This window comes from Yersinia sp. 2545 StPb PI (assembly GCF_052217125.1).
GTDB lineage: Bacteria > Pseudomonadota > Gammaproteobacteria > Enterobacterales > Enterobacteriaceae > Yersinia > Yersinia enterocolitica_E.
Genome location: NZ_JAZGPY010000001.1, coordinates 1,138,226 through 1,159,637, shown reverse-complemented (window position 1 = coordinate 1,159,637; position 21,412 = coordinate 1,138,226). Strand labels below are relative to the sequence as shown.

Here is a 21,412-nt window from a genome sequence, read left to right as displayed (position 1 = left end):
ACGCAGCCCTGTGTTGACTGCGGCGGACCCAATAATATTTCTTTGTATAAGGTATCAGATCAGGTACAAAAAAGGCCGCTTTCGCGACCCTACGATACTCACTCAAACTCATCCAACCACACTAATAGAATGGCCTCTAGCACTTTTTCATTCGATTTCTGCGGATCGTCGTCAAAATCTTCCAGAGAGCAAATCCATTGATGCATATCGGTAAAACGCACAGTTTTCGGATCGGTATCCGGGAATCTGTCGTAGAGTGCTTCACCGATTTCCCGAGTATCTTGCCACGTTAAGCCCATATCAATGCTCCCGCGCATGGTTAATGGTATAACGCGGGATCTCAACTACCAAGTCTTCGTCGGTCACTCTGGCTTGGCAGCTCAGGCGACTCTCCGGCTCCAGACCCCAGGCTTTATCCAACATATCATCTTCCAACTCACTGCTTTCTGGTAAGGAATCGAACCCTTCACGCACCACGCAGTGGCAGGTGGTGCAGGCACAGGATTTCTCACAGGCATGCTCAATATCGATCCCATTGCGCAAGGCAACGTCGAGTATCGTCTCACCTTGGGTTGCTTCCAGTACTGCACCATCCGGGCAAAGGTCTTTATGGGGCAGAAATACTATTTTGGGCATGATTAAACCTCATCCACTGAATGACCAGCCAACGCACGGCGAATGGAAGCATCCATCCGGCGCGCAGCAAAATCTTGCGTTTGCGCATCTAACGCTTTGATCGCAGCTTCGATTGCGTGTGGGTCGTTACCCTGCATCTGCTGCTGTAATAAGGCCATCGCCTGAGCGATAGCGGTACTTTCTTGCTCACTGAGTAATGCTGCATCTTCTGCCAATGCGCCTTGTAAACTCTCCAGCACACGGGATGCTTCGACCTGTTGTTCCGCTAACTTACGCGCACTGACATCACTTTGCGCATTCGCAATCGAATCTTTAATCATATTGGCAATTTCATCATCAGATAGTCCATAGGATGGCTTAACCTGAATCGATGCCTCAACACCGGTGGACTTCTCCATCGCGGTAACACTCAATAAACCGTCAGCATCTACCTGGAAAGTAACACGAATATGCGCACCACCTGCAGGGAGTGGCGGTAGGCCACGCAAGGTAAAGCGGGCTAATGAACGACAATCTTGCACCAATTCACGCTCGCCTTGCAGCACATGGATGTTCATCCCACTCTGCCCATCTTTAAAGGTGGTGAACTCCTGCGCGCGGGCCACTGGAATAGTGGTATTGCGCGGAATAACTTTTTCCACCAGGCCGCCCATGGTTTCCAGCCCCAATGAGAGCGGGATAACGTCAAGCAGCAGCATGTCACTATCGGGCTTATTACCCACTAAAATATCGGCCTGGATGGCGGCACCGATTGCCACAACTTTATCGGGATCAATCGAGGTTAGCGGCGTGCGGCCAAAGAATTGCCCGACTTGCTCACGCACCAGCGGCACACGGGTTGAACCACCAACCATCACCACTTCCAGCACCTCATCAGGAGTCACTGCGGCATCTTTCAACGCACGGCGACAAGACATTAATGTCCGTTTGATTAACGCTGCAATCAGCGATTCAAACTGCCCACGGGTTATTTGCCCCTGCCAGCCAGCAACAGAGACATCTACAACCTCGGCGTCACTCAACGCGATTTTAGCCGCGATCGCGGCATCAAGTAATTGCCGCTGAATACCATGATCATCACGGGAGTCAATACCTGCTCGTTCACGCAGCCAATCGGCTAATAGATGGTCAAAGTCATCGCCCCCCAGGGCAGAATCACCACCGGTTGCCAACACTTCGAACACACCACGGCTCAAACGCAAAATAGAGATATCAAAGGTGCCACCGCCAAGATCATAAACGGCAATCACCCCTTCCTGACCTGAATCCAGGCCATAGGCAATTGCCGCTGCGGTCGGCTCATTAAGCAGACGTAATACATGTAGCCCCGCCAGACGTGCCGCATCTTTGGTACCCTGACGCTGAGCGTCATCAAAATACGCCGGCACAGTGATCACGACACCATCCAGATCACCACTCAGTGCCGCTTGGGCACGTGCAGACAATACTTTAAGAATATCAGCAGACACCTGGATCGGATTCACCAACCCGCTGGCAGTCTGGATCATCGGCAAGCCATTTTCGCTGGGCTGGAATTGGTAAGGCAGATTAGGATAGCGCTGTACGATATCTGCCAAAGAGCGACCTATCATACGTTTAATTGAACTGATGGTATTGACTGGGTCCAATGCCGCCAAATTGCGGGCATTCCAACCAACATCAATACTATTTGCTTGATAATGAACCACTGAGGGCAAAAGATCCCGCTGTTGCTCATCAACCAGCGTTTGTGCTTTACCGCTACGCACGGTGGCGACCAATGAATTGGTCGTACCTAAGTCTATGCCTGCGGCCAGCCGACGTTGATGCGGCTGCGCAGTTAAACCAGGCTCACTAATTTGTAATAAGGCCATGTTGAGCTTCCATCAATCTATACTCGTCATACTTCAAGCTGCATATTCGTTGGCTACGTTCGTTACTCGGCCCATCCATAGGCCTCGCCTCTACGAGGCCGCTGCGAGCAGCGTTCAAATCTGCTCCCGGCAGATTTGTCACCAGAATCATTGACACCCGTCAACTCATCGGGACTCATTCACTTGCCGCCTTCCTGCAACTCGAATTATTTAGAGCATATAAAAACGTTAGTGACGCGCCCTAATAAGAAGTAGCTGGGCATTGCAGTCATCAATAAATTGAATTTTATTTATTCTTATCAATTAGATACAATTTCATTACCTTATCAGGCACTCAGGAAAAGTCATCAAACAGGCGCTCTTCAAGTTGTTCAACCTGCTGTTGTAACTTATCCAAAAAACGCAATTTACGCACAGTATCAGCCGCCAGTTCCCACTGTTGCTTATCCAGTTGCTCCACCATTTGCTGACTGCGCGTTTGTGTCATCAATGCTAAGCGGCTACCGAATGCAGCAAGCTGCGTTTCAGCATCGGGTTTGCGTTCAATCTCATCAAGCTCTTCACGCAGTTCCAACTGCTCTATCAGAAACGCAGTATCACGCATGGTGTGCTGTTCATTGCCTAAATCAAAACCCTGCAAAGATAACATATACTCGGCACGTTTTAACGGATGCTTGAGGGTTTGGTAAGCGTCATTGATGGTTGCGGCTTGTTGCAACGAGGCTAAACGCTCGCGTTCAGGCTGGTTAGCAAAACGGTCAGGGTGGAATTGACGTTGTAATTCCTGATAGCGGGTAGTGAGTTGGTTGCCGTCAACCAGATAGCGGGGCGGCAGCCCGAACAATGTGAAGTAATCCATAGCATGCTCTGGAATATAGTGATGACTTAGCAAATATTATACAGCCCTCTTGTTATGCAAGAGAGCTGTATGAAGCACAAGTGCCTGAGGTAGAAACAAAAACAGGAGTCAGACGTTAAAGCTTTCACCACATCCGCACTCACTTGAGACATTCGGATTGTTAAACTTAAAGCCTTCGTTCAGCCCTTCCTTGACGAAATCTAATTCGGTGCCATCAAGATAGACCATGCTTTTGCCGTCGATGATCACTTTCACACCTTTGTCTTCAAAAATGACGTCATCGTCGTTCATTTCATCAACAAATTCGAGTACATATGCCATACCAGAGCAGCCCGATGTCCTTACGCCCAAGCGCAGACCCAAGCCTTTACCACGGTGATTTAAAAAGGCACTGACCCGTTGTGCAGCACTGTCGCTGATTGATATCGACATACACCTTCCTCAACTCTGCTAACAATTGATAACCTATGTTACAACTACTTGGCAGTATGTTTGCTTTTGTAGTCGGCGATAGCTGCTTTAATGGCATCTTCTGCCAGAATCGAGCAGTGAATTTTGACTGGCGGTAACTCCAGTTCTTCAGCGATTTGAGTATTTTTGATCGCTTCAGCCTGATCGAGAGATTTGCCCTTCATCCATTCAGTTACCAGAGAGCTGGAAGCAATGGCTGAACCGCAACCATAAGTCTTGAAACGAGCATCTTCAATAATACCGGCTTCGTTGACTTTGATCTGCAATTTCATGACATCACCACAAGCGGGTGCGCCAACCATGCCACTACCAATAGTAGGGTCTGCGTTGTCGAATGAACCGACGTTGCGTGGATTTTCGTAATGATCGATTACTTTTTCGCTGTAAGCCATGTGATTACTCCTGAGTCTTAAAGTCTGGAATTAATGGTGAGACCATTCAATGCTGCTGATATCCACGCCCTGTTTGAACATATCCCATAACGGGGACAAATCACGCAGACGGCCAATAGATTTACGCACCAGTGCAATGGCGTAGTCTACCTCTTCTTGAGTGGTGAAACGCCCCAGAGAGAAACGAATTGAACTGTGAGCCAGTTCGTCGTTCATCCCCAACGCACGCAACACATAAGAAGGTTCCAGACTCGCGGAGGTACAGGCTGAACCTGATGAAACAGCCAGATCTTTCAGTGCCATGATCAGCGACTCACCTTCAACATAGTTGAAGCTAATGTTCAGAATGCCAGGTGCGCCATTCTCTAAATCGCCATTCAGGTAAACTTCTTCAATATCTTTCAAACCATTCCACAAACGCAGGCGCAGTGAGCGCAGACGCGCAGCTTCGCTTTCCATCTCTTCTTTGGCGATACGGTAAGCTTCACCCATACCGGCTATCTGATGGACTGGCAAGGTGCCTGAGCGCATACCACGCTCATGACCACCACCGTGCTGTTGTGCTTCGATGCGAATGCGTGGTTTACGGCGAACAAACAGCGCGCCAATGCCCATCGGACCATAAACTTTATGGGCTGAGAAGGACATCAAATCAACTTTCAGTTTGCTCAGATCAATCGGTAATTTACCAACACTTTGCGTTGCATCGACGTGGAAAATGATCCCGCGACTGCGGCACATTTCGCCGATTTCAGCGATATCCTGCACCACACCGATTTCATTATTCACGTGCATGATAGAGACCAAAATGGTGTCTTCACGCATGGCCGCTTCAAGCTGTTTCAGGTCGATAATACCGTTTGACTGTGGTGCCAGATAAGTCACGTCGAAGCCTTCACGCTCCAGTTGACGACAGGTATCCAGCACCGCTTTATGTTCGGTTTTACAGGTGATGATGTGCTTGCCTTTCTTTTGATAGAAATTAGCCGCACCTTTTATTGCGAGGTTATCAGACTCAGTTGCACCGGAGGTGAAGACAATCTCACGAGGGTCAGCACCTACCAGAGCAGCAATATCATTACGTGCAATATCAACGGCTTCTTCTGCCTGCCAACCGAACTTATGAGAACGCGAGGCGGGGTTACCGAAAATACCGTCCAGAGTCAGATACTGCATCATTTTTTCAGCGACACGAGGGTCTACCGGGGTAGTTGCTGCATAATCCAGATAGATCGGTGTCTTTATTTTTGATTCGGTCATTGCTCTTATGCTCCGTACATCACTTCCAAAACGTAAAATTCCGCAGATTCTGCTTATGCGCGCAGATTGACGTTAATCGTCTCTTGCGGTCGGCCATTAGCCGTACGGCGCGTATCGTTATTCTGACGATCCGCAACCTCTAGGATATCTTGGTTATTCACCAGCTCTGCCAGCGTAATATTGTTGAGGAAGCTGCTGATGCGCTCACTCAGATCACGCCACAAGGTGTGAGTCAGGCAACGATCACCGCCCTGACAGCCTTCTTTACCCTGACAACGGGTAGCATCGACAGATTCGTCTACGGCGGTGATTACTGCACCTACCGCGATTGCTGATGCATCTTTGCCCAGCAGGTAACCGCCACCTGGACCACGAACGCTGGCAACTAAGCCATTTTTGCGTAACCGTGAAAACAGTTGTTCCAAATAGGATAATGAGATCCCTTGGCGTTCAGAAATATCTGCCAGAGGAACTGGCCCGTCCTGGGAATGTAATGCCACATCAAGCATGGCGGTCACGGCATAACGGCCTTTGGATGTCAGTCTCATAGCTAAAATTACCTGTTGGTGAAAACAAGCCAGAATTCTGACATTCTTGACTGTTTTAGTCAACTATTTAACCTAGTAATTTACTCAAGTATTATTAACCTATTCCATTTTGAATAATATGGCAGGATTTTAATAATAACCAATTGATATAAAACCTTATTTTTTGTTATCTAACGCACTTTCACCTGCATCATGCTGTGGGTATTTATCCTGTTTTTCAATGGATGTCAGCATACCGCGCAAGATATTTAGCTCTTGAGCCTCTGGGCGTGCACGGGTAAACAGACGGCGCAATTTACTCATAATCTGGCCTGGATGTGCCTGTCGGATAAAACCAGTATGGGATAACACCTGCTCCAAATGCAGATAAAAGCGCTCCAGATCATCTACCAAAGGATAAGGAGCTTCCTCTTCTTCTATTACCGGTGCCGCAGCCTGCTGGCGATCAAGGAATGCTACCCGCACTTCATAGGCTAAAATTTGTACCGCCATCGCCAAATTTAATGAACTGTATTCGGGGTTTGCCGGGATCGCCACATGATAATGGCATTTCTGTAGTTCATCATTCGTCAGCCCTACCCGCTCGCGGCCAAATACCAATGCAACCGGAGCATGTTCTGCTTCGTGGGCGCTGCGCACACCACATTCACGCGGCTCTAACATTGGCCAAGGCAAGGTGCGTGAACGGGCACTGGTACCGACAACCAGACTACACCCAGCCAATGCTTCATCTAAAGTATCGACAATAGTAGCATTACCAATGACATCACTGGCGCCGGCAGATAGCGCAATCGCCTGCGAATCGGGTTTGACTAAAGGGTTAACCAGATACAAGTTGGTTAATCCCATGGTTTTCATGGCTCTGGCTGTTGAACCCATATTGCCGGTGTGCGAGGTTTCGACCAAAACGATACGAATATTGTGTAGCATACAAACTCTGAAGATAACGGGGAATCGCCATATCTTAACACAGACATATACCCAAGCTACTTCGAGTTGCAGGCAGGCGGCAACCGAGTGAGTCCCTGGGAGCTTAGATAACTAAGTGACCAGGGCAAATAAGGGCAGCCAACACCTCTGCATCTTGAAGGGTGACGGGTATAGGCATTTATCAGAACCCCTGCTATACTGCGCCCCGTTTCTCGTTCTTTAACATCCTAGTGGAAGATACCCATGCATCCGATGCTGACTATCGCCATACGCGCTGCGCGTAAGGCCGGTAACCTGATTGCCAAAAATTATGAAACCCCGGACGCTGTCGAAGCGAGCCAGAAAGGGACTAACGACTTTGTTACTAATGTAGACCGTGATGCAGAGCGCCTGATTGTCGAGGTCATCCGTAAATCTTACCCAAAACACACCATTATTGGTGAAGAGTGCGGTGAGTTGGTTGGTGAAGACGATGATGTACAATGGGTTATTGATCCACTGGATGGCACTACCAACTTCATCAAACGCCTCCCTCATTTCGCTGTTTCTATCGCTGTACGCATCAAAGGCCGTACCGAAGTGGCAGTCGTTTATGACCCAATGCGTAACGAATTGTTTACAGCCACCCGTGGTCAGGGCGCGCAATTAAACGGTTATCGTCTGCGCGGCACCAATGCTAAAGATTTAGACGGCACTATTCTGGCGACCGGCTTCCCATTCAAAGTAAAACAACATGCGCCAGCTTATCTGCGCGTGGTGGGTAAACTGTTTGAACAGTGTGCAGATTTTCGTCGCACCGGTTCAGCGGCGCTGGATCTGGCTTATGTGGCCGCTGGCCGTGTTGACGGTTTCTTTGAGATTGGTCTGAAGCCATGGGATTTTGCTGGTGGCGAACTGTTGGTACGTGAGTCTGGCGGTATCGTGACTGACTTTGCTGGCGGTCATAACCATTTCAGTTCTGGCAATATCGTAGCCGGTAATCCACGTATTGTTAAATCTATCGTTCAAGCGATGAGCGATGAGATTAGTGATGCATTGAAACGTTAATATCATATACCCGTCATCTTTCAAATTGCAGGTGTGTTGGCTGCTCTCGTTCACCCGAATCACTTACTCGAGTAAGCTCATCGGGGTTCTCTTGTTTGCCGCCTTCCTACACCTTGAAATCTATAGGGTATATACGCATCCAGCCATATAAAAAAAGCCAGTCGGCTAATCCTGACTGGCTTTTTTCATTGTTAACTTTAGCGGCCAAAGGGCCGTATGCCGCCGATAAACTCCGGCTGACTAGAAAGATAGAGCAGCACACCGGCAAACAGCAGAATAATCCCGCCGGTTAATGCCAGAGTAGACCACGCAATAGCCCCCCAGGCTACCGGTGCACGATTACGGCTTAAGTACACCGCCAGACGCCGCGCATAATGGACAAACAGCGCCAGTAGCGAAATGGTCAGGGATGTTCCGATTGCCATCGCTATCGCTGACAAAATCCCCCACCCGTAGACGCCGATCACTTTGGCAAATAACAGCACCATAATCGCGCCGGAACAGGGCCGCATCCCCATCGCCAGAACAATCGCCAGACGAGTGCGCCAGTCATCACCAGCTTGTAGCTCTTGAGCACTAGGGAGATGGCGATGCCCACAACCACAATGGTCACTATGAACATGGTTGGCAGGCAACGGTTGTATACGTTGGATGCTGACTTTTTGCGGTTTGAGCAGTTTAATCTGCTGATAAAGACGCTTTAAGGCCCGTAAACACAGCAAAACCCCCAGTGCGATAACCAGCAGAAAACTGCCCTTCTCCAACCAGAAACTGCTTTGATGCAGATACCGTGATGAGAGTTGTAAAACACCCAGCAGTAACGTTACCAACAAGATAGCCACACCACCTTGCAATAGTGAGGCGGCAAAAGTTAGCTTCAGACTCTCTTTTAATTGTGCCGGATGGGTCGCCAAATAAGTGACAATCACCACTTTGCCATGCCCCGGCCCCATTGCATGCAATACGCCATAAATCAGGCTAAACATCATCAATGTAAAACCGGTCTGATGGGGATTAGCTTTAACTTGTTGCAGTAATTGGGCCATCTGCTGATGCATGCTTTTCTGCCAAACGACTGTTTTGAAAAGCATCTCAGGCCAATAAAGCCATGCCAGCTGGGCTGCACCGGCTAAGATCAGTAAAAACAGTATTAGCGGCCATAAATTTATCAGCCAGTGCCGGGGGCGTGAAACTGCCGTGATACCTACTGACATTGTACGGTAACCCGCTGTGCAAACTGTTTTCCTAGTTCCATGTCTTCTCCTGGCGAATCACTTTTATCCAACGATAATGCATACGCTTGTAACGAAGCATTGGGATCTGGGGTAAATAAGGTTAACTGGCAACTTTTCTCCATGTCAGTTGATAACCTTACCGCCTTGTTGCCCGCATAGGTCATGTCAACAAAATAGGTCGGGTCGTAAGTGGAGATGATGAAAGGCTTCCCCGCCAACGGTTGGGGTTCTGCCAGTGGCAAAATAAACTCTAAAACTGCCTGATGCCCCTTGCGGGATAAGTGATACTCTGTTGGTAAGTTTTTATATTTCACCGGTTTACCGTCACGATAAATATCGGTGAAATAATGCTGCCCCAGCACATTAGCCATCACTTCAGCCGCCAGTTTTTTCCAGATTTCAGAGTCACTTTTGGCATTTTCTGCATCATATAACAGATCGGCAGATGTGATTTCATCCATAGTCCATACCATTTTCATCCCCACCAGCATCTGTTTATCGCTAACGAAAGTGGCATCCATATCAATAAAACTGTGCGGATGGGCCTGCGCCAACTGGCTATAAACAAAAATCCCCCCCGCCAGCAGCAAAGCTATCAGTCGTTTAACCATCATATTGTTATAGTATAACATATCACACATTAATCAATCCTTAGATATTTTATGATGTGCCAAAAGTCATTGGTGTTACCGGCAGGCAGTCAGCTAACGACCCTATAGCTCAAGCACTGCGGGGAAAACTGTGATGTAAGTTATAAGTCGATGTAAAAGCCCAGAGCCCCACTAAACCGAATAGAATCTCTTTTGCTATGCTTAAGCCTGATAAACAACAACACATTCATCACGGAAGGTTATATGAGCTTGGACACTCCCTCTGTGCCCCAGTTATCCGATCAACCGCTATCCGGTCAACAACGACGCTGCCATATGGTGCTGATGCTATTCATGCCTGCACACAAAGTACAACTGGACACCATCAGCCAATTCAATGGCGTCGGGCTAGCGACTACCCGGCAAGATATAACCGAGGTTGCTAATGAAATCCAGCGTTTCTACCATTTGCAGCTTAGCGCCGATAGTGACGATAGTTGTCTGATTCACGGTAGCCATCTTGATAAAAGGCTGTGCCTAATTCATTGGCTACGGCGTGGGTTACGCTATTGCCCGCATTTCGTTGAGAACCAGTTTGCTCCCCACCTGTATCAGGCTTTGTCATGGGATAACACGGTGCTATCGCAGCATCTGCCACAGATAATCAGCCAATGTGAACCCCATCTCAGTCGACAGTTAAATGAAAAAGACCGTCAGTTTTTACAACTGTATTTGGCTTATTGTGCTTGGGAAAATCGACAGCAGGTGTTGCCGGAATTATCACCCACTCAGCAACAGTGGTTAGAATGCAAACCCGCACTGGCGGCGGCTGACAGCTTGTTTGATTCATTTAATCCGTTATTAGGTCATGCGCTGAATAGAGTTGAACGGGATATGCTGATTCTGATGCTAACGATGATTAAAGCACACAGCTATCACAGCACTCAATCAGCGGAAGATGCCCGTCTAATCAACGCCATTCACCAATTGATCACGCATTTTCAGCAACTTTCGGGGATGACACTCAGTAGCAATGAAGCACTTATCAGCCAACTTTTTGCCCATCTCGCTCCCGCAATTGAGCGCTGTTATTTCAATATCGGGATTGATAATTCTTTGTTGGAAGAAGTTATCCAAAAATACCCGCGGCTGTTACGAACCACGCGACAGGCGCTGGCTACTTTTGAACAGGAATATCAGATTCAATTTTCTGTCGACGAAGTCGGTCTGATTGCCATTAGCTTTGGTGCCTGGCTGATGCAGGAAAATGCATTACAGGAAAAGCAGATTTTACTGCTGACGCGGAATAACCCAGAATTGGAAGAGCAAGTGGAACAGCAGGTACGTGAGTTAACCTTACTGCCATTACATATTAAATATTTGCCCCACGACGTTTATCTGCAATCGGGTGCCCCGCCCGGTACTACTGTGGTGCTCACACCGTATGCCGTACGGCAACCTGAATCAACGCCCCCGCTGATTCAGGTACTACTACCGCTCACTGAGCAACAAAACAAGCAGTTACGCAGTGTGTTGGAGCTGCCTTAACTGGCAGACTCTGGCTGACTCGGCACTACCCGAGGGCGAATAAACAGTGCCGGGATCACAATCAATGCCATAACCCAGAACACCCCTCCCTGATAATGCTCAAACAGGAAACCGGAGATCACCGTCATGACCGCAATTCCACCGCCCATCGCCAGTGCAGAATAAACTGACTGTAAACGGATCACATCCGGCCCACGTCGCGCGGCAATAAAACGCATGGCTGCCAAGTGGCAGACAGTAAACGAGCCACAATGTAAAATCTGAATCAAGATCAACCACGGCAATTCGGTGGTTGATGCCATTAAGCTCCAGCGCACTATCCCGGTGATCGCCGAAAGCAGTAATAAGCTGCGGGCAGTCCAGCGGCGAAATAGTACATTGCTAAATGCGAACACCAGAATCTCAGCGACCACGCCCAACGACCATAAATAACCAATGGTGGCGGCGGAATAACCAGCATCTTGCCAGTAAATAGAGCTAAAACTGTAATAACCGGCATGCGCACCTTGTAATAGGGTCACGCAGAGTAAAAAACGCCAGACCTGTGGCTCAGACAGTAATACTTTCCAGTGGGTGGCGACAACATTACGATGTTTAATCTCACCCTGCGGCATAATACTGGGTTTGAGGAGCGCCCCGAGTAACATGGCGGCGATACCGAAAGTCAGGCTATAGAGAATAGCCGTGTGGCCCCAAACAGAGACCAGCTTACCGGTCAATGCCGAACCGATAACAAAAGCCAGTGACCCCCACAGCCGGACCTTGCCGTAATCCATGGTTATCTGTTTCTGCCAGGTGGCTGCCAACGCATCGGTCAGTGGCACTAGTGGGCCAAAAAACAGGTTAAAACCCGCAATAACCACCATCAACCAGGCCCAACCATTACCAAACCAAAAACCCACCGCAAAGGCCAATGTCAGTAGTGCCAAAATTCGGATTGCTGTCACCAGATGAGAAGGATCTTTGACGCTGGGGGCAATGATCAGACTGCCAAGGAAACGGGAGATTAAACCGGCACCCAGCAAGATACCAATGGTTTCCGGTGGAATGCCTTCCCCTTGTAACCATATGCCCCAAAAAGGCAGGAAAATGCCATAAGAAAAAAAATAGGTGAAATAGCTGAGCGACAGCCAACGTGTTGATTGCAATACCATGAATCCCTCCAGGCTCAGCCCGATACTGTGACAGAGGCCTCTTCCGCTGGCAACGTTGTAATTATGCAAACATACAGTTTGAGATGAGCTTCACATTTAAATAGGGTAATTTACAAAGTAACAACAGATTGCGCGGCCGCTATCGCATCGTTACATTCACGCTACAGATATCAATATCAGATATAAAAAAACCCGCATTCGCGGGTTTTCATTACAGCTTAACGATATCCAGCAATATTATGCGTAAACCGGTAAGCGGGCGCAGATAGCCAGTACTTTCTGTTTCACGCGCTCAATGGTTGCTTCATCGTTGATGTTATCCAACACATCACACATCCAGCCAGCCAGTTCGCGAGATTCCGCTTCTTTGAAGCCACGGCGGGTAATCGCTGGGCTACCGATACGCACGCCTGAAGTCACAAACGGACTTCTTGGATCATTAGGTACGCTGTTTTTGTTCACGGTAATATTCGCACGGCCCAAAGCGGCATCGGCGTCTTTACCGGTGATCTCTTTATCCACCAGATCCAACAGGAACAGGTGGTTCTCAGTACCACCAGAAACCACTTTATAGCCGCGCTCCTGGAACACTGACACCATCGCTTTGGCATTGTTAACTACTTGTTGCTGGTAAATTTTGAACTCAGGCTCCATGGCTTCTTTCAATGCTACCGCTTTACCGGCAATAACATGCATCAATGGGCCACCCTGGTTACCAGGGAAAACAGAAGAGTTCAGTTTCTTGTACAGATCTTCATCACCGCCTTTCGCCAAGATCAAACCGCCACGTGGGCCAGCCAATGTTTTGTGCGTGGTCGTGGTAACGACATGTGCATGTGGAACTGGGTTAGGATAAACGCCAGCAGCAACCAGACCTGCTACGTGAGCCATATCGACAAAGAACCATGCGTCGATGCTATCAGCGATTTCACGCATTTTTGCCCAATCAACGATACCGGAATAAGCGGAGAAGCCACCGATAATCATTTTTGGTTTATGAATTTCGGCCTGACGCGCCAGATCTTCATAATCAATCTGACCAGATTCATCGATACCGTAAGGTACGATATTGTACAGTTTACCGGAGAAGTTAACCGGTGAGCCGTGGGTCAGGTGGCCGCCATGGGCCAGGTTCATCCCCAATACAGTATCACCGGGTTGCAGCAATGCAGAGTAAACAGAGACGTTTGCCTGAGAACCGGAATGTGGCTGAACGTTAGCGTAATCGGCACCGAACAACGCCTTAGCACGGTCAATGGCCAGTTGCTCAACAACGTCAACATACTCACAGCCACCGTAGTAACGTTTGCCTGGATAACCTTCAGCATATTTATTCGTCAACTGAGAACCTTGCGCCTGCATAACACGCGGGCTGGTGTAGTTCTCAGAGGCAATCAGCTCAATGTGCTCTTCCTGGCGCACCACTTCTTGCTCCATTGCACGCCATAAATCTGCATCATAATCGGCAATGTTCATTTCACGCTTTAACATCCGGCTCTCCTGACTTAGCTAACAAGTTATACCTAGTGGGCTACCCGTTTGGGTTCTAGCCCACAGTGTAAACTGTTTCCCCCCCGGTAAGATAGGTCTTGACAGAGGTTTTTACGCAAACGATTGGCTTCAGACTGCGTAAGGCTTTGACCTGTTCAGACTTCATCCAGTGCAACGGAATTATCCTCATATTCATCATGTGATTTTTTCACATTCTGTGAGCTGACACGTCAAGGTAATCCCTTATAAGTGGAATCTGCATTTACAAATTAGGGTGCAATCTATAAGATGCATTTAAAATACATGTATTGATTTACACACTATAATACCCAAAGTAATTAGCGTGACAGCGAGGCTCGTAGATGGGCCGAGTAACAAAACCGCTGTGACGCCGAGTACCACGGGAATAAGGAGCACACCATGCTAGATAACCAAACCATCGCTACCGTTCAGTCCACCATTCCGTTACTTGCAGCCACCGGCCCCAAACTCACTGCACATTTTTATGATCGCATGTTTGAGCACAACCCTGAGCTGAAGCACATTTTCAATATGAGTAATCAGTTTAATGGCGATCAGCGTGAAGCTCTGTTTAATGCGATTTGCGCCTATGCAGCCAATATCGATAATTTGGCTGCACTACTGCCCGCTGTTGAGCGTATTGCTCAGAAACATACCAGCCTGAATATTCAACCTGAGCACTATGCCATTGTCGGCCATCATCTGATCAGCACTCTGGATGAGATGTTCTCCCCCGGCCAAGAAGTGTTAGATGCCTGGGGTAAGGCCTATGGTGTGTTGGCAGATGTTTTTATTCAGCGAGAAAGTCAGATTTATCAGCAGGGAGAGGCCAGCACCGGTGGCTGGCGGACCTTACGCCGTTTTCGTATCATTAAAAAAGAGATGCAGAGCGAGGTGATTTGCAGCTTTGTGTTAGCGCCGGAAGACGGTGGCCGGGTATTGGATTTCAAACCGGGGCAATATCTGGGGATTTATATTGAAGATGAACAACTTGAATATCAGGAAATCCGCCAATACTCCCTCACTGCGGCACCCAATGGCAAGACTTACCGTATTGCGGTGAAACGCGAAGAGCAAGGCACAGTTTCTAACTATTTACACCAGCAACTGCACGAAGGAGATAGTGTACGTATCGCTCCCCCTCGTGGCGATTTCTTTCTCGATATCTCACCAGAAACGCCTGTTGCATTGATTTCTGCCGGTGTCGGCCAGACGCCAATGTTAAGTATGCTCAATACCCTTCATGATAACCAACATGCAGCGCCGATACATTGGCTACATGCCGCTGAAAATGGCCGGGTACACGCGTTTGCCGATGAAGTCGCGACCCTTGCACAGAATATGCCGAATCTTAGCCGCCACGTGTGGTACCGCGAACCCACCGCTCAGGACCGTGCCGGTGATGATTATCACAGCCAAGGGCTGATGGATCTCAGTTCACATCAGTGGCTGGCGGCCGATCCCAATAGACATTATTATTTCTGTGGCCCGCTGGCATTTATGCAATATGCTGGCAGCCAGTTATTGGCGCAAGGGGTAGCATCCGCGCATATACATTATGAATGTTTCGGCCCACATAAAGTCATCTAACTATTGAATTTATCATCGAGAGGCTGCTCAGCCTCTCCTCTATTTCTGTTCTAAAAAAACCATCTGGTTATTACGTTTAAATTTGGTAGAACGTGATACAGATCTCATATATCCTACCTTAATATTGCCACGATGAGACATTCGGATGAATGTCTAGCTATCCATACAACTAAAATTAATAGTGTGGCTACAATTATCCCCTTACTATTTATTACTCGGTAATAGATTTTATTGCTGAGTGAAATAAGGCTGAATTGACCTACCATGAGTAAGAAATTCATAAAAAAAGAAGGGTTGGCATTGGTATCCATGGCGCGCTATTTAATTGGTGAGCGCCCCGGTAATCGACTTAAAACCATCGATGAATTATCAGAAGATTTCGGTATCTCAGTCGGTGTAGTTCAGCACGCATTAAAAGTACTGGAAGCTGATGGGGCGATCATCGTTGAGCGTCGAGGCCGTAATGGTACCTTGCTTATTGACCTGAATATGCCGCAGTTACTGCAACAGGCTGATTTAGGCAATATGGTATGCGCCATGCCACTGCCCTATACCAAGCTTTATGAAGGCTTGGCCAGCGGCTTAAGAGAACAATTCACCCTACTTCCGCTCTATTTTGCCCATATGCGCGGGGCCGAAGTACGTATCGAATGCCTGATAGATGGTGTCTACGATATGGCCGTCGTGTCGCATCTGGCAGCGAAAAGTTATCTGAACGAAGGGAAAGTGTCACTGGCATTAAATCTGGGTAATGGCTCTTACGTGGACGGCCACCAGCTTATTTGCCGCCCTGGTGAGCAGCACAAAATTCGGCGGGTAGGATTGGACCCGCGCTCACCCGACCAATGTTTGCTGACTGACATTAAATTTGCTGGCCAACCCATTGAGCGGGTTGAATTACCTTATAGTGACTGTATCGCACATATTAACCGTGGTGATATTGATGCTGCTATCTGGAATCTGGCCGAAGATATTCCTCATGAACACTTGCAGGCGATCAAATTACAAGGTGATGAGCGATATATTCAGGCTTCGCAGGCGGTGATCCTCATCCGGCCAGATAACCATCCGATCAAATTATTACTGGAAAAAGGCATCAATGAGGCATTGTTGCTTAACCATCAGCGGGCAGTACAAAATGGCGAGATAGAGCCTCGCTATTAATATTATTTGCCTGGCTGCAAACTAAGCCATTTTCAGGAGGTCAACTCTTTGGAAATTTGTATTGATGCGCGTCTTAATATTCTGTGTCAATCAGGGGTTATCGATACCGACATTGGTCAAGGTTTAGACCAAGTTATCAACCGCTTAGAGAATTTTTGGCAACTACCGGTTAGGGGTGAGCAGGGCATGATGGCCATTACCCATATGGCGAATGCATTAATGCGCACCCGCCGGGGCGAAGAGATCCATGCCCTGGATCCGGCGATATTAGCGGAAATTACCCAAAGTGAAGAAATTTACTATATCCGTGAGATCAATCAGGATTTATTGGCCTATTTTTCACTAAAACCGACAGAAAACGAAATAGGATATTTACTCGCGAACCTTTACGGTCTATACCTTTCTAGTGACATACCTCCGCTGCGCTGAAATGAGCTTCGCGGATGTGTCGTTAAACAAACAACATCAGGGTCTTTTTTCACTAAATATTCAAAATAATAATAATTTAGCAAAATAATTCTGCCTCGGGCGCCCTTAGGACATCAAATGTTTTTAAAAACCCTTTTAAAACAAAATACTAAATTAATCGATGCCGCTATCTCATATTGGCAACAGGGGGAAATTTATCCAGACAGCTATGTTATTGACGTCGAACAAACTGAGGCCAATGCCCGTCTACTGGTTGAAACCGCCAGTCGGTACCAGATAAAACTGTATCTGATGAGTAAACAGTTTGGGCGTAACCCTGAACTATGCCGCCGTCTGCTGGCATGTGGTTTTCAGGGAATGGTCGCGGTTGATTTTAAGGAGGCGCGGCAACTATACCGCCATGCTATTCCTGTCGCTCATGTAGGTCATTTAGTACAGCCGCCCTCAGCAATGGTCGAGGAGATAGTGCGCCAGCGGCCAGAGGTCATTACTGTTTTCTCGTTGGAGAAGGCACTGGAGATCTCTCAAGCCGCGTACCGCCAACATACTATCCAACCGCTGATGCTGAAAGTATCTCAGCCAGGAGACGTACTGTATGCCGGGCAGGAAGCCGGTTTCGCCTTAGAAAATTTACCCGTAACTATTGCTGCCATCAATGAAATGCCAGCCGTGCGCCTGGTCGGGATAACACACTTCCCTTGCATGTTGTATGACCCCCACTCGCGCCAGACCTTGCCGACCGCTAATATGCATACCTTGCTGGCGGCCCGCGATATCCTGTTGGCACAAGGCGTTAACATTCAACAGATCAATGCTCCGTCAGCCACCAGTTGCACTACCCTGCCCCAATTGGCTCAATTAGGCGTGACACACAGTGAACCCGGGCATGCCCTCACCGGCACTATCCCCGCCAATCAGCATGCTGACCAACCAGAACAGATTTCTATGCTTTATCTGTCTGAAATCTCACACCATGTAGCTGATAGCAGCTATTTTTTTGGCGGCGGTTATTATCGCCGTGGCCATTTGCAAAACGCATTAATTTGGCATGACAATCAGTTCAGCCAACGCGCGGTATCTCCGATTGAAGATAGCAGTATCGATTACTGCCTGCGTTTGGCCGGTAAATTCCCAATTGGTAGCCCAATTATCATGAGTTTCCGCACTCAGATATTTGTTACCCGCAGTGACGTGGTATTGATGGATGGAATTCAGAGCGGAAAACCCCGGCTACTGGGCTGTTACGACAGTCAGGGTAATCAACTCAGGTAAAACAAGAAGCCAATGCTTTAGCCCTGGTAATAGGTTCTAATGATGGTCTTATTGAATGATATGGCCGATAAACAATATTGTTACTGTACTGATTGATAAAACTGCCGATATATTAGTTGTCGATATCGTAAGCACTACTAATGAAATTACGCATTCAGTAATAAAAAACTGCCGATATCTGGATGAAATTTCGCCCCTATACAAACCCTCTTCGGAGCCTACCCGATGATCAATCCTAACGGATACACCTACGCACACGAGCATCTCCACATTGATTTGTCTGGATTTAAAAATAATCTGGACTGTCGCCTCGATCAATATCAGCCGATTTGTGACGAAATGCGTGAACTGGTGAGTAAAGGGGTACTGAACATCATCGAAGTGACCAACCGATACATGGGCCGTAACCCTCAGTTTTTATTGAATCTGATGCGTGACAGTGGCATAAATATCATCGCATCAACCGGTTACTACACTGACAGTTTTTACCCGCCGAGGGTGCGTGAAAGTAGCGCACAGCAATTGGCACAAACCATGATTGATGAGATCGAGACAGGTATTGATGGCACGGCACTAAAAGCGGGCGTCATTGCCGAGATAGGGACCAGCGAAGGGGTTATTACCCCTGATGAGGAGAAAGTGTTTCATGCTGCAGCACTGACTCATCATGCAACTGGCCTGCCCATCTCAACCCATACCAGTTTCAGTACCATGGGATTGCAGCAAATTGCACTACTCAAACAACATGGTGTAGCGCTCGATCGCGTCGTTATCGGCCATTGTGACCTGAAAGAGCAAACTGATCTTATTGTGCAAATGATCGAGATGGGCGTGTATGTCCAATTCGACACCATAGGTAAAAATAGTTATTTCCCGGACCAACGCAGGGTCGCGATGTTAGTGGCGTTGGCTGAACACGGGTTGCTGGACAGAGTCATGTTGTCGATGGATATCACCCGTCGCTCACATTTAAAAGCGAATGGCGGTAGCGGGTTTAGTTACTTAGTTGATTCGTTTGTTCCCATGTTACTGGCCGCAGGGATTTCCCACGCTCAGGTGGAAATGATGTTGCGCCACAATCCTAATAAATTTTTCGCCACGCAAGGAAAGTGATTATGAAGAAGATTGGCATTGCCGGGCTGCAACGAGAGTTAATACGCGAAATGATTGAGCAGACGGCACCTAATACCTTTGAAACATTTATTCTCTCGGACATGGATGCGGCTATCAAAGTGAAAGAAGGCCAATTGGACTATTATATCGGTGCCTGTAACACTGGTGCTGGAGCGGCATTATCAATGGCTATCGCGATTATTGGTTATAACAAAAGTGCCACTATCGCCAAGCCTGGAATCAAGGCGAAACCTGAGCAAATAGAGAAATTGGTGACTGAGGGCAAAGTGGCATTTGGCTTATCCGTCGAACATATTGAACATGCAATCCCACTACTGATTACACAGTTGCGCTAAAGGGGACACCACCGTGGATTATATTCATATTGTTGTGGTTGCTCTGCTGACAGGGATGACCGCGCTGCTTTCTCACCGTTCCGTTGCCGTGTTTCATGACGGTATCCGCCCTATTTTGCCACAGTTGGTTGAAGGGAATATGAGCCGCCGTGAAGCGGGGAGTATTGCTTTTGGTCTGAGTGTGGGTTTTATCGCCTCAGTCGGTATCTCATTTACCCTCTCGACCGGCTTACTTAACTCCTGGTTACTGTTTTTGCCAACTGACATCATTGGTGTGCTGGCAATCAATAGCTATCTGGCATTTGCTCTGGGTGCTGCGTGGGGTATTTTGGCCCTTACCAGCTTACCGGCAGTTAATACTGCGCTCACCTCATTACCAGTGAATTTTATCGGTTCTCTGGGGGAGTTGAGTAGCCCAGTAATATCCGCCTTTGCCCTATTCCCGTTGGTGGCTATTTTCTACCAATTTGGCTGGAAGACTGCGGTTATTTCCGCCTTTATCGTGCTGCTGACCCGTCTGCTGATTACCCGTTTCACCGGGCTATTCCCTGAATCAATTGAAATTTTTGTCGGTATGATTCTGCTTATCGGCATTGCCATTGCCCAAGACTTACGGGCAAAAACCCACCTGGGAGGTGGTGGCGGACACTCGGTATTTGAAGAGCGAACCCAGCGAATTATTAAGAACTTGCCGATGCTGGCGGTAGTGGGTGGATTAATTTCAGCCGTCGCCAGTATGAAGATTTTTGGTGGTAGCGAAGTATCAATTTATACACTGGCAAAAGCTTACGCGCCGGGTATCACGCCGGAAGAGTCATTGGCATTAATCCATCAGGCATCACTGGCTGAGTTTATGCGTGGCCTCGGATTTGTGCCGCTGATTGCTACTACGGCACTGGCGACCGGTGTTTATGCCGTTGCAGGTTTCACTTTCGTGTTTGTGGTCGGTTATCTGGTTCCAAACCCCTTACTGGCAGGGATAATCGGCGCGGTGGTGATATCACTGGAAGTGCTAATGCTGCGTTCCATCGGAAAATGGTTAGGCCGCTTCCCATCAGTACGTAATGCGTCTGATAATATCCGTAACGCCATGAACTTGCTGATGGAATACGCGCTGTTAATCGGGGCAATTTTTGCGTCGATCAAGATGGCCGGTTATACCGGTTTCACTATCACTACCGCCTTATATTTCCTGAATGAAGCTATTGGTCGCCCGGTGATGAAGATTGCCGCACCAGTGGTGGCGGTGATTCTTGCCGGTATCGTGTTGAACCTGTTCTACTGGCTGGGGTTATTTGTTCCAGCATAAATCCTTGGTACTTGAAGTTGCAGGAGTGTTCGCTTGCGGCCTACCTGCAACGCCAATTACTTCGAATTTAGGTGTAAAAAAGCCCGCTTGTGGAAACGGGCTTATTATCATGTCAATAGGTGGGGAAATGTGCCGAATGGGTCG

General features: G+C 48.0%; 21 protein-coding genes and 1 pseudogene. 9 read left to right on the top strand and 13 right to left on the bottom strand.

Features of this window, described 5'->3' with window-relative positions; all coding sequences use genetic code 11:
* Positions 1 to 98: 98 nt before the first annotated feature.
* The 9 genes from iscX to trmJ all read right to left on the bottom strand — a co-directional run bounded on the left by iscX (position 99) and on the right by trmJ (position 6,949).
* Positions 99 to 299, bottom strand: coding sequence for a Fe-S cluster assembly protein IscX (gene iscX, locus V1955_RS05175; protein WP_083163179.1), 201 nt, complete (start codon positions 297 to 299; stop codon positions 99 to 101).
* A 1-nt stretch (position 300) separates the two neighbouring features.
* Positions 301 to 636, bottom strand: coding sequence for an ISC system 2Fe-2S type ferredoxin (gene fdx / locus V1955_RS05170; protein ID WP_004713939.1), 336 nt, complete (start codon positions 634 to 636; stop codon positions 301 to 303).
* Positions 637 to 638: 2 nt separating this feature from the next.
* Positions 639 to 2,489 carry a Fe-S protein assembly chaperone HscA gene (hscA, locus tag V1955_RS05165; protein ID WP_442820597.1) on the bottom strand — a complete coding sequence of 617 codons (1,851 nt, stop codon included), beginning with the start codon at positions 2,487 to 2,489 and terminating at the stop codon, positions 639 to 641.
* Between the two features lie 334 nt (positions 2,490 to 2,823).
* Positions 2,824 to 3,348 (bottom strand): co-chaperone HscB, encoded by a 525-nt coding sequence (hscB, locus tag V1955_RS05160; RefSeq protein WP_083163175.1) that lies wholly within the window; start codon positions 3,346 to 3,348, stop codon positions 2,824 to 2,826.
* A 108-nt stretch (positions 3,349 to 3,456) separates the two neighbouring features.
* Positions 3,457 to 3,780: an iron-sulfur cluster assembly protein IscA gene (gene iscA, locus V1955_RS05155; protein ID WP_005192709.1), complete on the bottom strand. Its 324-nt coding sequence runs from the start codon at positions 3,778 to 3,780 to the stop codon at positions 3,457 to 3,459.
* A gap of 44 nt (positions 3,781 to 3,824) precedes the next feature.
* Positions 3,825 to 4,211, bottom strand: a complete 387-nt coding sequence (gene iscU, locus V1955_RS05150; RefSeq protein ID WP_005159510.1) for a Fe-S cluster assembly scaffold IscU — start codon at positions 4,209 to 4,211, stop codon at positions 3,825 to 3,827.
* A 30-nt stretch (positions 4,212 to 4,241) separates the two neighbouring features.
* A complete protein-coding gene (locus V1955_RS05145; protein ID WP_083164132.1) occupies positions 4,242 to 5,456 on the bottom strand; it encodes an IscS subfamily cysteine desulfurase in 1,215 nt (404 codons plus the stop codon).
* Between the two features lie 68 nt (positions 5,457 to 5,524).
* On the bottom strand, positions 5,525 to 6,019 hold the full coding sequence (iscR, locus tag V1955_RS05140) for a Fe-S cluster assembly transcriptional regulator IscR (protein WP_004707916.1): 495 nt from the start codon (positions 6,017 to 6,019) through the stop codon (positions 5,525 to 5,527).
* A 156-nt stretch (positions 6,020 to 6,175) separates the two neighbouring features.
* A complete protein-coding gene (trmJ, locus tag V1955_RS05135) occupies positions 6,176 to 6,949 on the bottom strand; it encodes a tRNA (cytosine(32)/uridine(32)-2'-O)-methyltransferase TrmJ (protein ID WP_372569471.1) in 774 nt (257 codons plus the stop codon).
* A gap of 243 nt (positions 6,950 to 7,192) precedes the next feature.
* On the opposite strand from trmJ, the gene suhB reads away from it, so the two are divergent.
* Positions 7,193 to 7,996: an inositol-1-monophosphatase gene (gene suhB, locus V1955_RS05130; protein ID WP_005192722.1), complete on the top strand. Its 804-nt coding sequence runs from the start codon at positions 7,193 to 7,195 to the stop codon at positions 7,994 to 7,996.
* A 197-nt stretch (positions 7,997 to 8,193) separates the two neighbouring features.
* Here suhB and V1955_RS05125 read toward each other — a convergent pair whose 3' ends face one another.
* Positions 8,194 to 9,210, bottom strand: coding sequence for a nickel/cobalt transporter (locus V1955_RS05125; protein ID WP_083163171.1), 1,017 nt, complete (start codon positions 9,208 to 9,210; stop codon positions 8,194 to 8,196).
* A complete protein-coding gene (locus tag V1955_RS05120; protein WP_420073054.1) occupies positions 9,201 to 9,863 on the bottom strand; it encodes a DUF1007 family protein in 663 nt (220 codons plus the stop codon). The genes V1955_RS05125 and V1955_RS05120 overlap by 10 nt, the downstream gene beginning before the upstream one ends.
* 222 nt (positions 9,864 to 10,085) lie before the next feature.
* Here V1955_RS05120 and csiE point away from each other — a divergent pair, with 222 nt between their 5' ends.
* The gene (gene csiE, locus V1955_RS05115) at positions 10,086 to 11,369 is read left to right on the top strand and encodes a stationary phase inducible protein CsiE (protein ID WP_083163167.1); all 1,284 of its coding nucleotides are present in this window, start codon (positions 10,086 to 10,088) and stop codon (positions 11,367 to 11,369) included.
* On the opposite strand, the gene V1955_RS05110 is transcribed toward csiE, so the two are convergent.
* Together V1955_RS05110 and glyA are read right to left on the bottom strand one after the other, a co-directional pair.
* Positions 11,366 to 12,523 (bottom strand): 3-phenylpropionate MFS transporter, encoded by a 1,158-nt coding sequence (locus V1955_RS05110; RefSeq protein WP_372559679.1) that lies wholly within the window; start codon positions 12,521 to 12,523, stop codon positions 11,366 to 11,368. The two genes, csiE and V1955_RS05110, sit on opposite strands and share 4 nt — an antisense overlap.
* 237 nt (positions 12,524 to 12,760) lie before the next feature.
* Positions 12,761 to 14,014 (bottom strand): serine hydroxymethyltransferase, encoded by a 1,254-nt coding sequence (gene glyA, locus V1955_RS05105; protein ID WP_083163163.1) that lies wholly within the window; start codon positions 14,012 to 14,014, stop codon positions 12,761 to 12,763.
* A 411-nt stretch (positions 14,015 to 14,425) separates the two neighbouring features.
* Between glyA and hmpA the strand changes: the two are divergent.
* The 7 genes and pseudogenes from hmpA to V1955_RS05070 all read left to right on the top strand — a co-directional run.
* Positions 14,426 to 15,625: pseudogene (gene hmpA, locus V1955_RS05100) on the top strand (NO-inducible flavohemoprotein); the annotation flags it as partial.
* A gap of 264 nt (positions 15,626 to 15,889) precedes the next feature.
* On the top strand, positions 15,890 to 16,789 hold the full coding sequence (gene yhfZ / locus V1955_RS05095; RefSeq protein ID WP_083163159.1) for a GntR family transcriptional regulator YhfZ: 900 nt from the start codon (positions 15,890 to 15,892) through the stop codon (positions 16,787 to 16,789).
* A gap of 48 nt (positions 16,790 to 16,837) precedes the next feature.
* On the top strand, positions 16,838 to 17,218 hold the full coding sequence (locus V1955_RS05090; RefSeq protein WP_083163157.1) for a PRD domain-containing protein: 381 nt from the start codon (positions 16,838 to 16,840) through the stop codon (positions 17,216 to 17,218).
* 117 nt (positions 17,219 to 17,335) lie between these two features.
* On the top strand, positions 17,336 to 18,490 hold the full coding sequence (locus V1955_RS05085) for a YhfX family PLP-dependent enzyme (RefSeq protein ID WP_083163156.1): 1,155 nt from the start codon (positions 17,336 to 17,338) through the stop codon (positions 18,488 to 18,490).
* Positions 18,491 to 18,715: 225 nt separating this feature from the next.
* Positions 18,716 to 19,603: a phosphotriesterase-related protein gene (locus tag V1955_RS05080; RefSeq protein ID WP_442820596.1), complete on the top strand. Its 888-nt coding sequence runs from the start codon at positions 18,716 to 18,718 to the stop codon at positions 19,601 to 19,603.
* A gap of 2 nt (positions 19,604 to 19,605) precedes the next feature.
* The gene (locus V1955_RS05075; protein WP_372559686.1) at positions 19,606 to 19,959 is read left to right on the top strand and encodes a DUF2620 domain-containing protein; all 354 of its coding nucleotides are present in this window, start codon (positions 19,606 to 19,608) and stop codon (positions 19,957 to 19,959) included.
* Positions 19,960 to 19,972: 13 nt separating this feature from the next.
* Positions 19,973 to 21,268, top strand: coding sequence for a YhfT family protein (locus V1955_RS05070; RefSeq protein ID WP_083163153.1), 1,296 nt, complete (start codon positions 19,973 to 19,975; stop codon positions 21,266 to 21,268).
* Positions 21,269 to 21,412: the final 144 nt, after the last annotated feature.

Coding starts and splice junctions, on each gene's coding strand:
- V1955_RS05120 (WP_420073054.1), bottom strand. CDS start 9,863: ATGTTATACTATAACAATATGATGGTTAAACGACTGATAGCTTTGCTG.
- iscX (WP_083163179.1), bottom strand. CDS start 299: ATGGGCTTAACGTGGCAAGATACTCGGGAAATCGGTGAAGCACTCTAC.
- V1955_RS05110 (WP_372559679.1), bottom strand. CDS start 12,523: ATGGTATTGCAATCAACACGTTGGCTGTCGCTCAGCTATTTCACCTAT.
- V1955_RS05125 (WP_083163171.1), bottom strand. CDS start 9,210: ATGTCAGTAGGTATCACGGCAGTTTCACGCCCCCGGCACTGGCTGATA.
- V1955_RS05080 (WP_442820596.1), top strand. CDS start 18,716: ATGATCAATCCTAACGGATACACCTACGCACACGAGCATCTCCACATT.
- hscB (WP_083163175.1), bottom strand. CDS start 3,348: ATGGATTACTTCACATTGTTCGGGCTGCCGCCCCGCTATCTGGTTGAC.
- V1955_RS05085 (WP_083163156.1), top strand. CDS start 17,336: ATGTTTTTAAAAACCCTTTTAAAACAAAATACTAAATTAATCGATGCC.
- iscA (WP_005192709.1), bottom strand. CDS start 3,780: ATGTCGATATCAATCAGCGACAGTGCTGCACAACGGGTCAGTGCCTTT.
- glyA (WP_083163163.1), bottom strand. CDS start 14,014: ATGTTAAAGCGTGAAATGAACATTGCCGATTATGATGCAGATTTATGG.
- trmJ (WP_372569471.1), bottom strand. CDS start 6,949: ATGCTACACAATATTCGTATCGTTTTGGTCGAAACCTCGCACACCGGC.
- yhfZ (WP_083163159.1), top strand. CDS start 15,890: ATGAGTAAGAAATTCATAAAAAAAGAAGGGTTGGCATTGGTATCCATG.
- csiE (WP_083163167.1), top strand. CDS start 10,086: ATGAGCTTGGACACTCCCTCTGTGCCCCAGTTATCCGATCAACCGCTA.
- suhB (WP_005192722.1), top strand. CDS start 7,193: ATGCATCCGATGCTGACTATCGCCATACGCGCTGCGCGTAAGGCCGGT.
- iscR (WP_004707916.1), bottom strand. CDS start 6,019: ATGAGACTGACATCCAAAGGCCGTTATGCCGTGACCGCCATGCTTGAT.
- V1955_RS05075 (WP_372559686.1), top strand. CDS start 19,606: ATGAAGAAGATTGGCATTGCCGGGCTGCAACGAGAGTTAATACGCGAA.
- iscU (WP_005159510.1), bottom strand. CDS start 4,211: ATGGCTTACAGCGAAAAAGTAATCGATCATTACGAAAATCCACGCAAC.
- fdx (WP_004713939.1), bottom strand. CDS start 636: ATGCCCAAAATAGTATTTCTGCCCCATAAAGACCTTTGCCCGGATGGT.
- hscA (WP_442820597.1), bottom strand. CDS start 2,489: ATGGCCTTATTACAAATTAGTGAGCCTGGTTTAACTGCGCAGCCGCAT.